This window comes from Methylobacterium sp. AC433, from assembly GCF_979253015.1.
On the sequence record NZ_CEEDBN010000001.1, the window covers coordinates 83,117 to 100,092 of the forward strand.

Here is a 16,976-nt window from a genome sequence, read left to right on the forward strand (position 1 = left end):
GGGTTAGCCCATGGGGGATGGGCCAAGCAACCGCTCCGGGCAACCGCTCCAGGCGACCGCCCAAGGTAACCGCTCCATGGCGCCGCTTCGGGCCATGCGGCCGAGGGACCGGACCTGTCGAGCGGATCGGCGAGCCGGACGCCTCCAGTAACCGGTGCGCGTCGACGCCGCCCCGCAGCGTATCCGCCGGCCCTGCGCGGTATCGGCGCGTGCACGCCCGGCGGGAACACCGGCTTTTTGGAACTGTTATCGAGTGGACCGGCCCGGGGCGGATGATTTTTCCCCGCCACGGCCCCTGCGACCCTGTCTCGAAATCCAGCGGTGCCGTGCCCGTCCCGGCCCGCAAGTCACGGATACCGCCATGCTCATCGAAAGCGGTTCGCCCTCTGCGGCGAACACCATCGGCATCACCCTGACGATCAACGGCGAGGCCCGTGCGCTGCAGGTCGCCCCCTGGACCACCCTCCTCGACCTCCTGCGCGAGGATCTCGACCTCACCGGCACCAAGAAGGGCTGCGACCACGGCCAGTGCGGCGCCTGCACGGTGCTGGTGAACGGCACCCGCATCAATTCCTGCCTGACGCTGGCGGTGATGAAGGATGGGGCCAGCATCACCACCGTCGAGGGATTGGCCGGGGCCGAAGGTCTTGCCGGAGCCGAGGGGCTGCACCCGCTCCAGGCCGCCTTCGTCGAGCACGACGCCTTCCAGTGCGGCTACTGCACGCCCGGCCAGCTCTGCTCGGCGGTGGGCATGCTCGCCGAGGGCCACGCCCAGTCGCGGGACGAGATCCGGGAGGCGATGAGCGGCAACATCTGCCGCTGCGGCGCCTACACCAACATCGTCGACGCCATCGAAGACGTGATGCACGCGGGAGCCGCGAAATGAACCGCTTCGACTACGTCCGCCCGACCACCGTGGACGAGGCGGTTCGCGCGATCGCCTCCGGCGCCCAGGCCCGCTTCATCGCGGGCGGCACCAACCTCGTCGACCTGATGAAGTACAACGTCGAGCGCCCGGAGCGCCTCGTCGACATCACCCGCCTGCCCCTCGACCGGATCGAAGCGCGCGACGGCGGCCTCAGCCTCGGCGCCCTGGTGACGAATTCGACCGTGGCCTACGACGCGCAGGTGCAGGCCCGCTATCCGCTCCTGTCGAGCGCGATCCTGGCCGGCGCCTCGGGCCAGCTGCGCAACGCCGCCACCACCGGCGGCAACCTGCTGCAGCGCACGCGCTGCTACTATTTCTACGACGACGCCACCCCCTGCAACAAGCGTGAGCCCGGCACCGGCTGCGCCGCCATCGGCGGGGTCAACCGCATCCACGCCATCTTCGGGACGAGCCCGTCCTGCATCGCCACGCATCCCTCCGACATGTGCGTGGCGCTCGCCGCCCTCGAAGCCAAGGTCCGGGTCGCCGGGCCGGGGGGCGAGCGCACCATCCCCTTCGCCGAGTTCCACCGCCTGCCGGGCGACACGCCGGAGCGGGACACCACCCTGGCGGCCGACGAGATCGTGCTCTCGGTCGACCTGCCCGACGAGGATTTCGGCGCGCACCACACCTACCTGAAGCTGCGCGACCGGCTCTCCTACGCCTTCGCCCTGGTCTCGGTGGCGGCCGTGATCAAGCTCGACGGCGATACCATCCGGAGCGCGCGCTTCGCCCTCGGGGGCGTCGCCCACAAGCCCTGGCGCGATGCCCAGGCCGAGGCCTTCCTGGCCGGCAAGCCGGCCACCCACGAGACCTTCGCCGCCGCCGCCAACATCGTGGTGGCCGAGGCGCGACCCCAATCCGAGAACGGCTTCAAGATCGAACTCGCGCGGCGCGCCATTGCCCGCGGCCTCGCCCAGGCCGCCGCCGGCACGCCCCAGTCGCAGTCCGACAAGCGCATCGCCTGAAGGAACCCCCATGGCCCACAGCATCAGCACCTCAGGCACCGACACCTATGTCGGCACCGCGCAGAGCCGCGTCGACGGCCCGGCCAAGGTCACCGGCCAGGCGAAGTATGCCGGCGAATTCGCCGCCCCCGACCTGACCCACGGCTACGTGGTCTCGAGCGGCATCGCCCGCGGCCGCATCCTCTCCATCGACACGGCCGCCGCCGAGGCGGTGCCCGGCGTCCTCAAGGTCTTCACCCACGCGAACCGGCCGCGCACCGCCTGGCTCGACTACAATTACCAGGACCAAGTCGCGCCCCCCGGCTCGCCCTTCCGGCCGCTCTACGACGACAAGGTCCATTACAGCGGCCAGCCCGTCGCCCTGGTGGTGGCGGAGGATTTCGGCACGGCCCGCTACGCCGCCTCGCTGGTGAAGCTCACCTACGAGGCCGATGCGCCGACCACCGACCTGCGGACCCTGGAGGACGTGGCCTACGTGCCGCCGAAGAAGCGCTCCGGCATCAAGCCGCCGCCGGCGCCCTGGGGCGATGCGGACGGCGCCTACGAGGCCGCCCCGGTCCGGCTCACCAACCATTACCACATGGCCGTGGAGCACCATAACCCGATGGAGCCCCACGCCTCGACCGTGGTCTGGGAGGGCGGCGGCAAGCTCACCGTCTACGACAAGATCCAGGGCGTCTCGAACAGCCTCGGCTACATCACCGGCGTGTTCGGGATGAAGAAGGACGACGTCCACGTCCTCAATCCCTATCTCGGCGGCGGCTTCGGCTCGGGGCTGCGCCCGCAATACCAGCTCTTCCTCGCCGTCATGGCCGCGCGGGAGCTGGAGCGCTCGGTGCGGGTGACCCTGACCCGCGACCAGATGTTCACCTTCGGCTACCGGCCCGACGTGCGCCAGACCATCGCCCTCGGGGCCGAATCCGACGGCGCGCTGACCTCCGTCCGGCACGAGGCGATCTCCGGCACCTCCGGCTTCGAGGATTACCAGGAGGTGGTCGTGAACTGGTCGGGCATCCTCTACGACTGCCCGAACGTCGCCCTCGACTACCGCCTCGCCAAGATCGACACCTACACCCCCTCCGACATGCGCGCGCCGGGGGCGGTGACGGGCGTGTTCGCCCTCGAGATCGCCATGGACGAGCTCGCCCACGAGACCGGCCAGGACCCGATCGACCTGCGCCTGCGGAACTACGCCGAGAAGGACCGGACCCAGGACAAGCCGTTCAGCTCCAAGTCCCTGCGCGCCGCCTATGCGCAGGGCGCCGAGCGCTTCGGCTGGTCGGCCCGCAACCCGGAGCCGCGCTCCATGAAGGAGGGCCGCGAGCTCGTGGGCTGGGGCATGGCCACCGGCATCTGGGAGGCCCTGATGCAGCAGTCGAGCGCCCAGGCGACCCTCACCGCCGACGGCAAGCTCGTGGTCGGCAACCAGACCGGCGACATCGGCACCGGCACCTACACCATCCTGACCCAGATCGCCGCCGACGCGCTCGGCCTGACGATGGCGGACGTGACGACGAAGCTCGGCGATTCGAAGCTCGCCGACGCGCCGATCGCCGGCGGGTCCTGGACCGCGGCCTCCTCCGGCACGGCGGTGATGCGGGCTTGCCGCGACATCGCCGCCCAGGTCTTCACCCTCGCCCGCGGCCTCGACGATTCGCCCCTGGCCAACGTCGATTTCGACCGCGCGGTCTTCAAGGCGGGGCGCATCTCCGTGGCGGGCGACCCGTCCCGCGGCATCGCGATCACGGAGGTGATGGCGAAGGCCGGCATGGACAGGATCGAGGCCACCGGCTCGGCCGGCCCGGATTCCAACCATTCCCAGGAATTCGCCGGCTACACCCACTCGGCGATCTTCGCCGAGGTGAAGGTCGACGAGGATCTCGGGGTGGTGCGCGTCACCCGCGTCGTCTCGGCGATCGCGGCGGGCAAGATCCTCAACACCAAGACGGCGCGCAGCCAGATCCTCGGCGGCGTGGTGATGGGCATCGGCTCGGCGCTGGAGGAGGAATCCATGCTCGACCACACCATCGGCCGGTTCATGAACCACAACCTCGGCGAGTACCACGTGCCGGTGCATGCCGACATCCACGACATCGACGTGATCTTCGTGGACGAGGACGACAAGGCCAACCCGATGGGCGTGAAGGGCCTCGGCGAGATCGGCATCGTCGGCACCGCGGCGGCGGTGGCCAACGCGGTCTTCCACGCCACCGGCAAGCGCATCCGCGAGCTGCCGATCACGATCGACAAGATCATCGGCTGACCCCGGACCGCCCGACCCGACGAACGGGCGCCGCGTCCCCTCGGGGGCGCGGCGCTTTCTTATCGCGTCGCGCGGCCGAACAGGCGCTCGGCGAAGGTCGGGCCCGCATCGCCGCGGCCGGCGACCACGACGAGGCGGCGGACCTCGCCGCGGAGATAGGCCTGGAGGAAGCGGTTGTAGTCCTTGAACGAGACGCAGCCGTTCGAGGCGCCGCTGGGGCCGAGCATGTAGGTGTGGGCCAGGATGCCGTCGCGGCCGTGGATCGCCGCGCTGCCGCCCACCGGGTTGAGCCGGATCGCCCGCACGCCGTGGAACAGGGCCTCGCGCTCGGTGAGGTCGTAGGTGCCGGGCGGGGTCGAGCCGCGCATCCGGCGGTGGACGTGGCGCGGATTGTCCATGCTCTCGCCGAGGCCGGAATGGGCCTCGAGGCGCTCCCCGCTCGGCAGGGTCACGGTGCGGGCGGTGATGTCGTAGACGGCCGTGCCGGCGCCGACCGCGGGGCTGCTCTCGATCACCCGGCGCGGACCCGGATCGACGCTCGGGTCCACCGCCGCGTAGGCGAGGGTGGTCCGCGGCTGGGGCTCGGGGTCGGGACGCGTGCCGAACACCGTGTCGAAGAACGAGCGCTCGGCCGCGGCATCGGCGCTGGCGCGGGCGACCTGGGTCCGGCGGGCGGCGAGCGAGCGCAGGGCCGGGGCGGAGCGCAGGGCCAGGCGCGCCGGCTCGGCCTGCGCCACGAGGCCGGCCGGGCGTGGCACCGGCAGCGGGATGGTCTGGGGCAGCGCCTGCGCGATCCGGACCGGGGCCGCCGCCGGAGCGGGCGCCGGGCGCGGCGCCGCCATCGCCAGGATTGTCCTGTCCGCACGGGCGGGCGGCACCAGGGCGGCGCTGAGCGGGGCGGCCCGGGTCAGGCCGCGCACCGCGGTGCCGAGGGCCGGGGTCGGGTCGAGCATCCAGGCATAGGCGCCGGGCGCGGAGACGGTGGCCAGCGCCGGCCGGCCCGGTCCGGCCGGGACGGGACCGTCCGGCGCGGTCAGGTGCGGGAAGGCGGCGCAGAGGAGGGCCGCCGCCGAAATCCGCAGGAGCCCCTGCCCGTGGGTCCGACGACGACGGCGGAGGCGGCGGCCGGGCGGGTACACAGCGTCGTTCATGCGGGCGAACTCGGATACGCGGTTCCCGAACCGGCACCCCCTCCCGCCGCGCAGACCTCAAGAAAAGGTTAAGCGACGACGCGAAGCGCAGCAGGTGCCTGTTAGGAAAACATCAACCTTAACTGACGCTATTCAGCCGCAACTTGGTTAATCCGAGATAAACTGCGGCGCATCTTGTGGAGAATTCCTGTTTTCCGCTTCGTAACGCTGGGGGCGGCGCCCCGCCCACGCGATGACGCCGGGGGCGGCGGCCGAGGGCCGGCGCGCGGATCGGTGCGACCGCCGGGCCGTGCCCTGTGAACCTCGGGGGTAAGCCGCGCTCGGCCGGCGAACCGGATGCGTTCGAGGCGTATCCTGTGCGCAGGGCCGGGCCGGCGGCCGGCTTCAGGGAGAACATGCCCGCATGGGGTTTCTCATCGTCTTTCTCGGGGCCGGCCTCGGCGGCATGGCCCGGCACGGCGTCGGCCTCGCCGCCCTGCGCTTCGGCACCGCCTTTCCCTACGGCACGATGGGCATCAACATCCTCGGCTCGATCCTGATGGGGGTGCTGGCGGGCTGGTACGCCATGCGCAGCGGCAGCCAGCCCGTGCGGCTGTTCCTGGCCACCGGCGTGCTCGGGGGCTTCACCACCTTCTCGTCCTATGCCCTCGACGGCATCCTGCTGCTGGAGCGCGGCGAGGTGGCGGCGGCCATCATCTACATCCTCGGCTCGGTGGTCCTCGGGCTCGCCGGCCTGCTCCTCGGCCTGATGGTCATGCGGATGATCCTGTGAGGCCGGGCGGACCCTCGCCATGCTGAGCGCGCTGCTGCAATCCTGGCGCTTCTGGGCCCTGCTCTCGGCCGTCTTCGCCGCCCTCACCGCCATCCTGGCGAAGGTCGGCGTCACCGGCGTGCAGCCCGACGTCGCGACCTTCGTGCGCACCGTGGTGATCCTCGCCCTCACGGGCGCGATCCTGGTCGGCACCGGGCAGGCGCCCGGCCTCGCGGCGATCCCGGGCCGCAGCGTCGGCTTCCTCGTGGCCTCGGGCCTCGCCACCGGCGCTTCCTGGCTTTGCTACTTCCGCGCCCTCGCCCTCGGGGATGCGGCGCGGGTGGCGCCCCTCGACAAGCTCAGCGTCGTCCTGGTGGCGATCCTCGGGGTGATTCTGCTCGGCGAGAGCCTGACCCTGCCGAACTGGATCGGCGTCGCCCTGATCGCGGCCGGCGCCGTCCTGGTGGCCTATCGCGGCTGAAACCCGCTCCTGCCCGGCCCGTCGCACGATCAAGCATCGGCCGGCGCGCGGTTTTTCCCTTGCGGATGGAATTCTTCCAAATCGAGGACAATAGAAGTTTCGGGTTGCGGAAGATTCAATCGATTCCAATGTTTGGCGAATTGCTTGCCAAGCGGTGTTTAAGCTTTCAAACCCTCTCCACGGAGCGTCGATCGCAAGAGGAGAGCGGATGATGGAACGCACGCTGGATTGGCTGCGCGGCTACGCGCGGATCGCCTGGTGGGACGGCTCGGCCCTCGACCTGCGCCTGCACCGCTTCTCCGACCTCATCGATGTCCTGGCGGGGGCGCCCGAGACGGATCCCGCCCTGGTGCCGGCCCATTGGCGCGAACGCCTGTCCGACCGCTCCTCGGAGTTCCGGGCATGAGCGGTCCGGACGAACGGATGGACGCCGCGTCCCGCGCCGCGCCGGCCTGTGCCGAGCCGGCCTCGCCCGAGGCCCATCTCGACGAGGCCCTGCGCCGCGCCTTCTGGCAGAGCCTGAACCGGGCGCCCCTGCCGGCCATGTCGGCGCTGGAGGTGGCGGCCCGGGTCGTCGGCGCCCTCTACCGGCAGGTGGCCCAGGCCCACGAGGGCCCGCAGGGCTGCCGCTGCGGCTGGGAGCCGGACCCCGATTGCGACCTGATCGTGCTGGAGGCCAACCTGGCGGCGGCCCTGATGCAGCCGCCGGAATCCGATCTCGCCCGCATGACGCCCCTCGGGCGGGCCTGAGCCCGCATGACGCCCCTCGGGCGGGCCTGAGCCCGCGCGGTTACGATTCCCTCATACTCCCGGGCCGAACATGCTGCCGGGCCGAACATGCGCCCAGCCGAACAGGGACGGCGCGACGCCGTCGGCGGCCTCGCGTCAGCGCGCCGGGAGTGTGAGATGGACGGGTTCTATCGCGGCATCGAGACGAGCCTCCTCGCCCTCAGCCTCGTCCTCGGGCTCGGCGCCCTGGTCCTGTCCGACCGGGCCCTGCCGCGCCCGGCCGCGACCCAGCTCGCGGTCACGCTGCCGATGATCTCGGTCTCGGCGATGCCTTGAAAGTTCATCCGGGCGGCCCAAGGATTCGTGATCGGCCGACCTCCTCGACTGCAACCCTTCCGGCCTCTCGCGACTTAACAGTCCAAGACGCAGCGCATCCCGCTGCAACATCCTGACATGTTGAGGGCACGTCCGCCGAGGGATGTGCGAGCGAGACTTTCCGATGGTAGCGAATCGACTGCGCATGTCCGTCCTGGCGGGCACCGTCTTCTTGGCCGGCGCCGTTTCGGTCGCGGCCTTCGTTCCCGCTGCGGTGGCCGCCCCGGTCGCCAACCAGGGGCCGGACAAGGCCTCCGTCGCGGTGCCCGCCGTCACCCCCGTGGCGGCCGTCACCGAATCGGACGACGACGCCGCCAATTGCAGCCGCTCGCGCAAGCGGCTCTGGGTCGAGGGCGAGGGCTGGATCGTCCGTCGGGTCACCACCTGCCGCTGAACCCGCCGCTGACGCCGAAGCCGAAGTTCGAGACGACGAAATTCGAAATGGCTCGGGCAGGTCGTCCGATCCCCTGGCATCCGGCCCCCGCTCCGCTTCCCGGAGGCGGGTCTTGACCCGCCCCGGCGCCTCGGTGGCGCGAGCAACGGCCGGTGCGTCGGCCCCTGTCGCGGACGACCTACTTCCGGCGCGGACGGAGTGGGCCGTAGAAGCCGCTCCATTCCATGCCCAGGGCCTGCGCGCGTTCGGCCAGCAGGCCGGGCACCGACAGCAGGCTCATCACCGGCGAAGCCAGGATGTCCGGGTCGTTCAGGAGGCGCCCGACCTGTCGTCCCCGCCACCAGAACAGCCCGTACAGCAGGGCGAGCATCAGGAGCAGGCCCCAGGTCACGAGGCCCTGCCCGAACACATAGACGCCGTAGGGAGGCGCGAGGGCCGTACCGAGCCGGGACAGGCCGATGCAGACGATCGGCAGCAGGATCAGGAAGCCCAGCAGCTCCAGCGGCAGCCGGCGAAACACCCGCAGGGCGGCGTTCAAATCCTCGACCGACACATAGTCGAGCGACAACCTCTCATCGTTCACAACCGGATTCATACGGCCTCCTGGCTTCGGTCCTGCCTTCGACCATGCCGCGCGCCCATTCCCGGAGGCAATGCTCTTCGGGGTTTTCGGCCTCCCGGCCCGGATCCGCAGGGAGTGGCGGATCCGGGCTTCGCCCGACGGCCGCGCGGGCTCAGACGAGACGGGCCGCGGTTCGATCAACCGGTCCCTGCCTCGGCCCCATCCGCCGGCCCCCTCGCTCGGCCCTTGCCCGACCCGTGCCCGACCCTTCTTCGACTCTTGCCCGGCTCGGCGAGCCCCTAAGCAGTCTTCGAGGCTGGAAGCCGGCCGGATTTCTGGAACGACGGGTGTCTCCGCCGGTTCTCTCCCGAATCGGCCAGCGCGGGAGTCCGGCGTCGCATGACCACTCGATCCAAGGTGTCGCCCTCCGGGCTCGTCCCGCTCCGCCTGGCCGGCCTCGCCGGTTCCCTGATCCTGTGCGGCCTCGCCGGCACGGCGCAGGGCCAGGATCTGACCTACGGTCGATCGGTGTCCTACGAATCCGGTTACGAGGGCGGCTACGGCGGCCCGCTGGTCCACGGCGACTATGTCGGTGCGCCGCTCACCCGCTTTCCCCGGCCGAGCGAGCTCGTGCCGAGCGCCTGGGGCTACGGCACCTACGGGATCCCCACGGTGGCGGGCATCCGCAGTGCCTCGGTCGGCACGCCGACGGTCTACGTCATCGACGCGCCGCCCTCCGCCCTCCGTGCGGCCGCAGCGGGCCGGTCCCGGGTCCTGACGCGCGGCCGGCAGGGGCGCTGGTCGGGCGCGCCCGAGCGCCCGCGGACCCGGGGCGAGGCCTTCCAGGCGGCACCCCCGTCCGCCGAGATGAGCGGCGGCGCCCGCGTCGTTCCGGTGCGCGTCTCCCACCGCTGAGCCCCCGCGCCGCGGCCGGTCCATCCGGGAGGGCTTTCGCAAGCGGTTAATCTGTTCGTGCCATCCTCACGTCAAGAACCGTGAAGGTGGTCAGGCCGCGCCATGCATATCGTCCTCGTCGATACCAGCCGGGTCGTCCTCAAGATGATCGCGGCGCTGCTCGAACCCAACGGTCATACCGTCTCGGCCTTCACCGACTCGGCGGAAGCGCTCGACTTCGTGGAGAACACCGGCTCGGTGCGGGTGCTGATCACCAGCCTCGAGGTGCGGCCCCTGGGCGGCCTCGAGCTGTGCTGGTCCGCCCGCCTCCTGGCGGAGGCCAACCGCCCCCTCTACGTGATCACCATGTCGTCGGCCAAGAACGCCCGGAACCTGGCCGAAGCCCTCGACAGCGGCGCCGACGACTTCATCGAGAAGCCGCCGGGACCGGAGGAGCTGCATGCCCGCCTGCGGGCCGCGGAGCGCCTCACCACGATGCAGAGCGAGCTGATCCGCCTCGCCGACACGGATTCCCTGACGGGCCTGCTCAACCGGCGTGCCTTCCTGCAGAAGTCGCGCGATGCCGCCGAGCGCGTGGGCGACCACGGCAAGATGTCGGCCATCCTCCTCGACATCGATCACTTCAAGCGCATCAACGACGAGTACGGGCACGACGTCGGCGACGCGGCCATCCAGGCCGTGTGCCGCGAGCTGGCCGTCGATGGCATCGTCGGACGCCTCGGCGGCGAGGAGTTCGGCATCATCCTGCCCCACCGCACCGGCACGGATGCCGAGGGCATGGCGACCCGCCTGCGCCGCTCGATGGAGGCCCTGCGCATCCGCGGGGGCCGGGTGCCGATCCGCCTCACCTGCAGCTTCGGCGTCAGCGAATGGTCCGAGGGCGACACCATCGAGGGGCTGCTCAAGCGGGCCGACATCGCCCTCTACGAGGCCAAGACCACGGGCCGCAACCGCGTCGTGAGCGCCGCCTCCGACCTCGTTCTCGCCCGGGCCGGCTGAGCCCGCGCCTGTCCCGAATCGAGGATGGGCGCAGCTTGGCCGTTGTACCGTAGCGGTACGCCGGGCCGGACGTTGCGCCCGCGCGTCCGTCGCGTTTACCAAAGTCTTGCCGAATTAACTGTGAGTCCTCTTCAGTCTTCGGCCAATCCGACCTGAATCGTCGCCGAGTCTTGGCGAGTAAAGCGCTGGAACGAAACTTGATCTGACTCTCCCAAGGATCGCTGCGGTGTGTCGCGGTGAGACAATGGGGAGTACAGCGGCATGAATGACGCCGTGGGAGTTTTGATCGTCGGCGAGCCCCTCGGGATCGAGCCGGCCTTTCGCGCCGTCATCGAGCACGAGCCGCGCCTGCACACCTTGAGCGAGACCGAACTCTCGCAGGGACCGGCGCGCAAGGTCGCCCTGGTCTTCGTCGGATCGGAGCCGGAGCCGGGTCTCGTCGGGCGGATCGCGGCCCTCAAGGCGCGCGCGCCGGACCTGCACGTCCTCGTCGGTTTCGATGTCCTGCGGGCCGACCTCCTGACCCGGCTGATCGAGGTCGGGGTCGAGGCCTTCATCGCCCGCTCGGCGCCGCCGCGCGACATCTGCGGCGCGCTCCTGAGCCTCGCCGCCGGCGCCGCCGAACCGGTCCAGGGCGAGGACGCCCCGGTCCCCGCCGCGCCCGTCGACGGCCTGACGCCGCGCGAGGCCGAGATCCTGCGCTTCCTCAGCGCCGGCTTCAGCAACAAGGAGGTGGCGCGCCGCCTGAACCTCAGCGTGCGCACCGTGGAGACCCACCGCCTGAACCTGCGCCGCAAGACCCAGACCGGGCGCCTGAAGGACCTCGTCGCCCTGGCCCGCCACCTCGGTCTCGCCCCGGTGGTCGATGCCGGTCCGGTCCGCGGCAGCGGCGGCGACCGCCCCCGGAGCCAGCTCACGAGCGCGTGCGCGGCCCGGCTCTGAGCCGGGCCGCGATGCCCCTCAGGCGGGGGTGAGGCTCTCGTCGACCGCGGACAGAGGGCGCTTGGGCTTCTGCGCCACGTCGCCGCCGCGGATGGCTTCCTCCAGCGGCTCCGGCCCTTTGCGCAGGAGCTTGGCGAGGTAGTAGCTGCCGAACCCGAAGATGAAGGTGTAGGCGATCAGGAAGGCGATGAGCGAGGTGGTCACCGCGTTGACCGTCAGGGGCGAGTGCGCGTCCGCCGTGCGCAGCTGCCCGTAGACGATGTAGGGCTGGCGCCCGATCTCGGCGGTGAACCAGCCGAACAGCACCGCGCCGAAGCCGGACGGCGTCATCAGCATCGCCGCGTTGAGGAACCAGCGGTTCGTGTAGAGCGTGCCGCGCCAGCGCAGGTAGAGGCTCCACAGGCTCAGGCCCAGCATGGCCATGCCGATCGCGACCATGATGCGGAAGGAATAGAACACCGGCCAGACCGGGGGACGCTGGTCGCGGGGCACGTCCTTCAGGCCCGGCACCACGCCCGAGAAGTCGTGGGTGAGGATGAAGCTGCCGAGCCGCGGGATGCCGATCTCGAAGTCGTTCTTCTCGGCCTCCATGTTGGGGATCGCGAAGAGCAGCAGGGGCATGTTGTCCTGCCGGTCCCAGTTCGCCTCGATCGCGGCGAGCTTGGTCGGCTGCAGCTTGAGCACGGCGAGGCCGTGGGTGTCGCCGACGAAGATCTGGATCGGCGCGAAGATCACCGCGAACCAGAGCGCCATGGAGAGCGAGAGCCGGGCGCCCGCCACCTTCTCGGCCGGCTCCTTGCGCCCCCGCAGGATCATCCAGGCCGACATGCCCGCCACCGCGAAGGCGGTGGTGAGGAAGCAGCCCAGCACCATGTGGGCGTAGCGGATCGGGAAGGACGGGTTGAAGATCACCTTCCACCAGTCGGTGGCGATGGCCCGGCCGTTCTCGACGGTGAAGCCGTCCGGCGTCTGCATCCAGGAATTGGCCGACAGGATCCAGAAGGCCGAGATCAGGGTGCCGATCGCCACCATGCAGGTCGAGACGAAGTGCAGCCGGTCGCCGACCCGGTCCCAGCCGAACAGCATGATCCCGAGGAAGCCGGCCTCCAGGAAGAAGGCGGTGATGACCTCGTACTGGATCAGCGGCCCGAGCACGTTGCCGGTGAAGTCGGAGTAGCGCGACCAGTTGGTGCCGAGCTGATAGCTCATCACGATGCCGGAGACGACGCCGAGGCCGAACGAGACCGCGAATACCTTCACCCAGAACCGGTAGAGGTTCCGGTACATCGGGTCGCCGGTCCAGAGCCACTGCGCTTCCAGCCGGGCGAGGAAGCTCGCCAGCCCGATGGTGAAGGCCGGGAAGATGATGTGGAAGGCCATGGTGAAGCCGAACTGGATGCGTGAGAGCAGCAGCGCATCGACTTCCATGGCGAACCTCGTCCGAAGCGGGACCAGAGAATCAGCGGCCCGCGGGACACCTATAGCGTGAAGGCGCCGGAGCCGCACCCGTTTCGCGAACCGCGCCGGCGTCGCATGATCCCCCGGCGGATCAGCGCCGCGGCAGCAGCCGGCGCGGGGCGCGGGCCAGGGTCGCCACCCCGACGAGACCCAGGGCCACCACGCCCGTGAGGCCGGCGACGAGCAGGTCGCGGTCGCGGCTCGTCCAGTAGGCGCTGCGCGTGGCCTTGGTCCGCTCCGAGAAGCGCCCGTCGATGCCGACATGGCCCGGGACCGGCGCGAACAGGTTGCCGGCCTTGTCGGGGGCGGGTTCGTCGGTGAGCTGGGCCGACCACATCGTGGCGGCCTTGGAATCGGCGTAGCCCGGCATCAGGGCCTGGGCGGCGGCCATCATCACCGTGCTGTGCCCGACCCAGACCTCGCGGCTCGGCCTCTCGGCCGTGGCGACGATGGCCTCGGCGCAGAGGCGCGGATCGTAGACCGGGTCGGGGGCGTACTGGCCGTGGCCGGTCCGGTTGCGGGCCCAATCGAACTGCGGGGTGTTGACGGCGGGCAGGTAGACCACGCTGAGGGAGACGTCCACGCGATCGTGGATCAGCTCGGAGCGCAGGGCGTCGGTGAAGCCCGAGACCGCGAACTTGGCCGCGCAGTAGGGCGCCTGGAGCGGGGCCGCACGGATGCCGAGCCCCGACGAGACCTGGACGATGGCGCCGCGGTTGCGCGGCTTCATGTGGCGCAGGGCCGCCAGCGTGCCGTAGACCTGGCTGAGATAGGTCGTCTCGGTGACGCGCCGGTACTCCTCGGGCGTGATCCGGTCGGCCGGGTTCACGATGGTCGCCATGGCGTTGTTGACCCAGGCCCGGATCGGACCGAACGCGCGCTCGATCCGGGCGGCGGCGGCGTCGATCGCCTCCGCATCCGTGACGTCGGCCGAGATCGCCAGGACGGGACGGCCATAGGCCGTCAGGTCGGCCTCCGCGTCGCGCAGGCGGTCGACGTCGCGGGCGATGATCGCCACGGCCCAGCCCCGCCGGGCGAAGAGATGGGCGGTGGCGAGCCCGATTCCGGCGGTTCCCCCGGTGACGACCGCGACCTTCATGATGTTCCCGTTCCCGTTCCACGACACCTCGCGGCAACGGCCCAGGGGAGCGGCCGTTGCCGCGCGGCCCGCGTGCCCAATCGACACGGGGAGGGCGGTATCCATGCGGAGGCGGACCCAGGCTTCCCCTCCGCCGGCGATCGGATCTCCACGACGGGGACAGAGCCGACCGACTTCGGAAAACGGATCGCGAAGGCCCGTCGGCCGCCCGCGCGAGGCACGACGGTGCCCCCTCTCCCGGAAGGAGAGGGAACCCGTGCCGCCCGCGCGATGTGTGAACACGGCGACCCGCAGAGAGGGGAGGGGGCCGCGCCGAGGCAGGCTTCCTCAGACCCTCGAATCAGGCGGCGCGGCCCTGCGGCGCGCCCGCTGCCGCCGCGCTCGGCTTCCGGGACCGGGCGGACGCCGCCCGCTTCGCGCCCGTCTTCGCGACGGCCTTTGCAACATCCTTGGCAACATCCTTGGCGACCGCCTTGCCCGCTTTCGTGTCCGAAAGGTCGCGACCCCTGCCGTCCTTCACCGCGGCGAGGCGTGCCTGGAGCAGGCCGAGCACGGCGGCCTCCTCGGGCTTGAGCCCGGTCAGGTCCGCGCGCAGCTCGTCCTCCACCGCGTCCTTGATCTGCAGAAGGAGGGCGCCCTCGAGGTAGCAGTCGAGCACCTCGGGGTGGATGTAGCACTTGCGGCAGATGGTCGGCGTGTTGCCGAGCCGGGCGGCGACGCCCTCGATGGCGGCGCGCAGGTTCTTCTTGGCCTTGGCCTCGCTGTCGAAGGCCTCGAATTCCTGCAGCGCCAGGGCCGCCAGCACCGTCCCGGCCCAGGTCCGGAAATCCTTGGCGGTGATGTCCTGGCCGGTGATCTCGCGCAGATAGGCGTTCACGTCGGCCGAGGTCACGTCACGCACGGCCCCGTCGGCGTCGCGGTACTGGAACAGCTCCTGGCCCGGCAGATCCTGGCAGGCCTTGACGATGCGGGCGACGCGCCGGTCCTTGAGGCCGAGATCCCAGGTCTTGCCGCTCTTGCCCTTGAACCGGAAGGTCAGCTGCGAGCCCGCGATCCGGGCGTGCCGGTCGCGCAGCGTCGTCAGGCCGAAGCTCTTGTTGGTGCGGGCGTAATCGTCGTTGCCGACCCGGATCAGCGTGGTCTCCAGGAGGTGGACCACGGTGGCCAGCACCTTTTCACGGGGGAGGTCGCGCCGGCCCATGTCGGCATCGACCCGCGCGCGGATGGCCGGGAGCGCGTCGGCGAAGGCCATCACGTGCTCGAACTTGGTGAGGTCGCGGGCGGCCCGGAAATCCGGGTGGTAGCGGTACTGCTTGCGCCCCTTGGCGTCGCGGCCCGTCGCCTGGATGTGGCCGTTGGCCCGCGGGCAGATCCAGACGTCGGTATAGGCGGGCGGGATCGCCAGGGAGCGGATGCGCGCCAGGGTCTTGGCATCCCGCACCGGCTGGCCCCGGGCGTCGCGATAGGCGAAGCCCGTCCCGCTCTTCCGGCGCGTCAGGCCCGGCATGGTGTCGTCGACGTAGCGCAGGCCCGCCTCCTCGGCGGCGTCGCGCGGATCGGCGACCGTGCCCTCTTCGTCGCGCGCCGTGGCCATGCGGGTCCCGTCCCTGCGGTGTCTGGTTCGTCGTCAACGGGTGCGCGCCATGCCCTGTTCCGGACGGGGCATGCTACATCCCGTCCGATGGATACCCCCGCTTCCGGCGCCGCACCCCGCCGCCTCGTCCTCCTCGCCCCCGACGATGCGGGCTTCGCGGCCCGCTTCCTGCCCCTGGTCGCGGCGGCCCGGTCCGCCGGGCTCGCCGCCACGGTGGTGACGCGGGTGGACGCCCATCGCGGGGCGATCGAGGCGGCGGGCGCCCGGGTGGTGCCCTTCGCGCTGGGGACCTCCCGGCTCAACCCGATGGCGGCGGGCTACGCGGCGGGCCAGCTCGCCGGCATCCTCAAGGCCCTGGAGGCCGACCTCCTGCACGCCCTCGGTCTCCGGGCGATCGTGGTCGGCGGCACGGCGGCTGCGATGTCGGGCATCGCGGCGCGGATCTACCAGCCCGACGACCTCGCGGCCCTGACTGCCCGCACCGATGCCGGCGGGCGCCTGGCGCGCTTCGGCCTGCGCCAGGCCCTGCGCGGCCCGCTCGCCACCCGGACCACCCGCTACCTCTGCGAGACCCCGGCCGATGCTGCCGCCCTGGGCCTCGACCCGGCCGATACGGCCCTCGCGCTGGTGGGCGCCGACGGGCTCGGAGCCGCCGCCGGCACCCTCTACGGCGAGTTCGCCCGCGCATGACGCCCTCGGCCGATCCCCTCGCCTTCATCCGGGCCAACACCCGGCTGCTCCCGGTGCCGCACGCGCCCGAGATCGTCCTGCACGTGGCCGACGAGGCCACCGCGCTGTGGCAGAAGACCGAGGACGAGCTGGAGGCGATCGGCCTGCCGCCGCCCTTCTGGGCCTTCGCCTGGGCCGGCGGGCAGGCGCTCGCCCGCTATGTCCTGGACAATCCCGGCCTCGTGGCGGGACGCCGGGTGCTCGACTTCGCCTCGGGCTCGGGCCTCGTCGCCATCGCGGCGGCCCGGGCCGGCGCGGTCCACGTCACCGCCAGCGACCTCGACCCCTTCGCGATCCCGGCCATCGGCCTCAACGCCGAGGCCAACGGCGTCGCGGAGCGGATCGAGGCGGTGGCGCGGGACCTCATCGGCTCCGATCCGGGCTCGGCCGTGGTGCTCGCCGCCGACATCTTCTACGAGCGGGACCTCGCGGCCCGCGTCACCGGCTGGCTCTCCGGCCTGGACGCGCGCGGCGCCACCGTGCTGGTGGGCGATCCCGGCCGCTCCTACCTGCCCCGCGACCGGCTCACCGAACTCGCCACCTACACGGTGCCGGTGAGCCGCTCCCTGGAGGATGCCGAGATCAAGCGCAGCAGCGTCTGGCGCTTCAGCGCCTGAGCCGCCCCGGGAGGGGCCGGC

At 71.3% G+C, this 16,976-nt stretch carries 19 protein-coding genes; 14 read left to right on the forward strand and 5 right to left on the reverse strand.

From position 1 onward, the window contains the following. Positions 1 to 361: 361 nt before the first annotated feature. Genes AC0IWM_RS00375 through AC0IWM_RS00385 form a run of 3 tightly spaced genes read left to right on the forward strand, consistent with a single transcriptional unit; the run spans position 362 to position 4,159 of the window. Positions 362 to 886, forward strand: a complete 525-nt coding sequence (locus tag AC0IWM_RS00375; RefSeq protein WP_471752558.1) for a (2Fe-2S)-binding protein — start codon at positions 362 to 364, stop codon at positions 884 to 886. Then, positions 883 to 1,896: an FAD binding domain-containing protein gene (locus tag AC0IWM_RS00380; RefSeq protein WP_471752559.1), complete on the forward strand. Its 1,014-nt coding sequence runs from the start codon at positions 883 to 885 to the stop codon at positions 1,894 to 1,896. The genes AC0IWM_RS00375 and AC0IWM_RS00380 overlap by 4 nt, the downstream gene beginning before the upstream one ends. 10 nt (positions 1,897 to 1,906) lie before the next feature. Next, complete coding sequence (locus AC0IWM_RS00385; RefSeq protein ID WP_471752560.1) at positions 1,907 to 4,159, forward strand: xanthine dehydrogenase family protein molybdopterin-binding subunit; 2,253 nt, start codon at positions 1,907 to 1,909, stop codon at positions 4,157 to 4,159. 59 nt (positions 4,160 to 4,218) lie between these two features. Here the strand turns inward: AC0IWM_RS00385 and AC0IWM_RS00390 are convergent, their stop codons facing one another. Continuing rightward, positions 4,219 to 5,310 carry a DUF2778 domain-containing protein gene (locus tag AC0IWM_RS00390; RefSeq protein WP_471752561.1) on the reverse strand — a complete coding sequence of 364 codons (1,092 nt, stop codon included), beginning with the start codon at positions 5,308 to 5,310 and terminating at the stop codon, positions 4,219 to 4,221. Between the two features lie 403 nt (positions 5,311 to 5,713). On the opposite strand from AC0IWM_RS00390, the gene crcB reads away from it, so the two are divergent. The 6 genes from crcB to AC0IWM_RS00420 all read left to right on the forward strand — a co-directional run bounded on the left by crcB (position 5,714) and on the right by AC0IWM_RS00420 (position 8,040). Then, positions 5,714 to 6,082: a fluoride efflux transporter CrcB gene (gene crcB, locus AC0IWM_RS00395; protein ID WP_471752562.1), complete on the forward strand. Its 369-nt coding sequence runs from the start codon at positions 5,714 to 5,716 to the stop codon at positions 6,080 to 6,082. Between the two features lie 22 nt (positions 6,083 to 6,104). Then, positions 6,105 to 6,542, forward strand: a complete 438-nt coding sequence (locus AC0IWM_RS00400) for an EamA family transporter (RefSeq protein WP_471753080.1) — start codon at positions 6,105 to 6,107, stop codon at positions 6,540 to 6,542. 208 nt (positions 6,543 to 6,750) lie between these two features. Beyond that, a complete protein-coding gene (locus AC0IWM_RS00405; RefSeq protein ID WP_471752563.1) occupies positions 6,751 to 6,948 on the forward strand; it encodes a hypothetical protein in 198 nt (65 codons plus the stop codon). Next, entirely contained in the window at positions 6,945 to 7,292 is a 348-nt protein-coding gene (locus tag AC0IWM_RS00410) for a hypothetical protein (protein WP_431739892.1), read from the forward strand. Before AC0IWM_RS00405 ends, AC0IWM_RS00410 begins: the two co-directional genes overlap by 4 nt. Before the next feature lie 156 nt (positions 7,293 to 7,448). After that, positions 7,449 to 7,607 (forward strand): hypothetical protein, encoded by a 159-nt coding sequence (locus tag AC0IWM_RS00415; protein ID WP_471752564.1) that lies wholly within the window; start codon positions 7,449 to 7,451, stop codon positions 7,605 to 7,607. 163 nt (positions 7,608 to 7,770) lie between these two features. Further along, positions 7,771 to 8,040, forward strand: coding sequence for a hypothetical protein (locus AC0IWM_RS00420; protein ID WP_471752565.1), 270 nt, complete (start codon positions 7,771 to 7,773; stop codon positions 8,038 to 8,040). A gap of 178 nt (positions 8,041 to 8,218) precedes the next feature. Here the strand turns inward: AC0IWM_RS00420 and AC0IWM_RS00425 are convergent, their stop codons facing one another. Then, complete coding sequence (locus AC0IWM_RS00425) at positions 8,219 to 8,608, reverse strand: ABC transporter ATP-binding protein (RefSeq protein ID WP_471752566.1); 390 nt, start codon at positions 8,606 to 8,608, stop codon at positions 8,219 to 8,221. 393 nt (positions 8,609 to 9,001) lie between these two features. Between AC0IWM_RS00425 and AC0IWM_RS00430 the strand changes: the two genes are divergently transcribed. The 3 genes from AC0IWM_RS00430 (at position 9,002) to AC0IWM_RS00440 (ending at position 11,458) form a co-directional block, all read left to right on the forward strand. Continuing rightward, complete coding sequence (locus AC0IWM_RS00430) at positions 9,002 to 9,517, forward strand: hypothetical protein (RefSeq protein ID WP_471752567.1); 516 nt, start codon at positions 9,002 to 9,004, stop codon at positions 9,515 to 9,517. A gap of 102 nt (positions 9,518 to 9,619) precedes the next feature. Then, on the forward strand, positions 9,620 to 10,516 hold the full coding sequence (locus AC0IWM_RS00435; protein WP_471752568.1) for a diguanylate cyclase domain-containing protein: 897 nt from the start codon (positions 9,620 to 9,622) through the stop codon (positions 10,514 to 10,516). Between the two features lie 261 nt (positions 10,517 to 10,777). Then, positions 10,778 to 11,458 carry a helix-turn-helix transcriptional regulator gene (locus AC0IWM_RS00440; RefSeq protein WP_471752569.1) on the forward strand — a complete coding sequence of 227 codons (681 nt, stop codon included), beginning with the start codon at positions 10,778 to 10,780 and terminating at the stop codon, positions 11,456 to 11,458. Between the two features lie 18 nt (positions 11,459 to 11,476). Here AC0IWM_RS00440 and AC0IWM_RS00445 read toward each other — a convergent pair whose 3' ends face one another. The 3 genes from AC0IWM_RS00445 to AC0IWM_RS00455 all read right to left on the reverse strand — a co-directional run bounded on the left by AC0IWM_RS00445 (position 11,477) and on the right by AC0IWM_RS00455 (position 15,609). After that, positions 11,477 to 12,886: a cytochrome ubiquinol oxidase subunit I gene (locus AC0IWM_RS00445; RefSeq protein WP_056472039.1), complete on the reverse strand. Its 1,410-nt coding sequence runs from the start codon at positions 12,884 to 12,886 to the stop codon at positions 11,477 to 11,479. Positions 12,887 to 13,007: 121 nt separating this feature from the next. Continuing rightward, positions 13,008 to 14,015 carry an SDR family oxidoreductase gene (locus AC0IWM_RS00450; RefSeq protein ID WP_471752570.1) on the reverse strand — a complete coding sequence of 336 codons (1,008 nt, stop codon included), beginning with the start codon at positions 14,013 to 14,015 and terminating at the stop codon, positions 13,008 to 13,010. Positions 14,016 to 14,355: 340 nt separating this feature from the next. Beyond that, positions 14,356 to 15,609, reverse strand: coding sequence for a DNA topoisomerase IB (locus AC0IWM_RS00455; RefSeq protein WP_471752571.1), 1,254 nt, complete (start codon positions 15,607 to 15,609; stop codon positions 14,356 to 14,358). Between the two features lie 87 nt (positions 15,610 to 15,696). Between AC0IWM_RS00455 and AC0IWM_RS00460 the strand changes: the two genes are divergently transcribed. Both AC0IWM_RS00460 and AC0IWM_RS00465 read left to right on the forward strand, forming a co-directional pair. Then, entirely contained in the window at positions 15,697 to 16,299 is a 603-nt protein-coding gene (locus tag AC0IWM_RS00460; RefSeq protein ID WP_471752572.1) for a hypothetical protein, read from the forward strand. Continuing rightward, on the forward strand, positions 16,296 to 16,955 hold the full coding sequence (locus AC0IWM_RS00465) for a class I SAM-dependent methyltransferase (RefSeq protein ID WP_471752573.1): 660 nt from the start codon (positions 16,296 to 16,298) through the stop codon (positions 16,953 to 16,955). Before AC0IWM_RS00460 ends, AC0IWM_RS00465 begins: the two co-directional genes overlap by 4 nt. Positions 16,956 to 16,976: the final 21 nt, after the last annotated feature.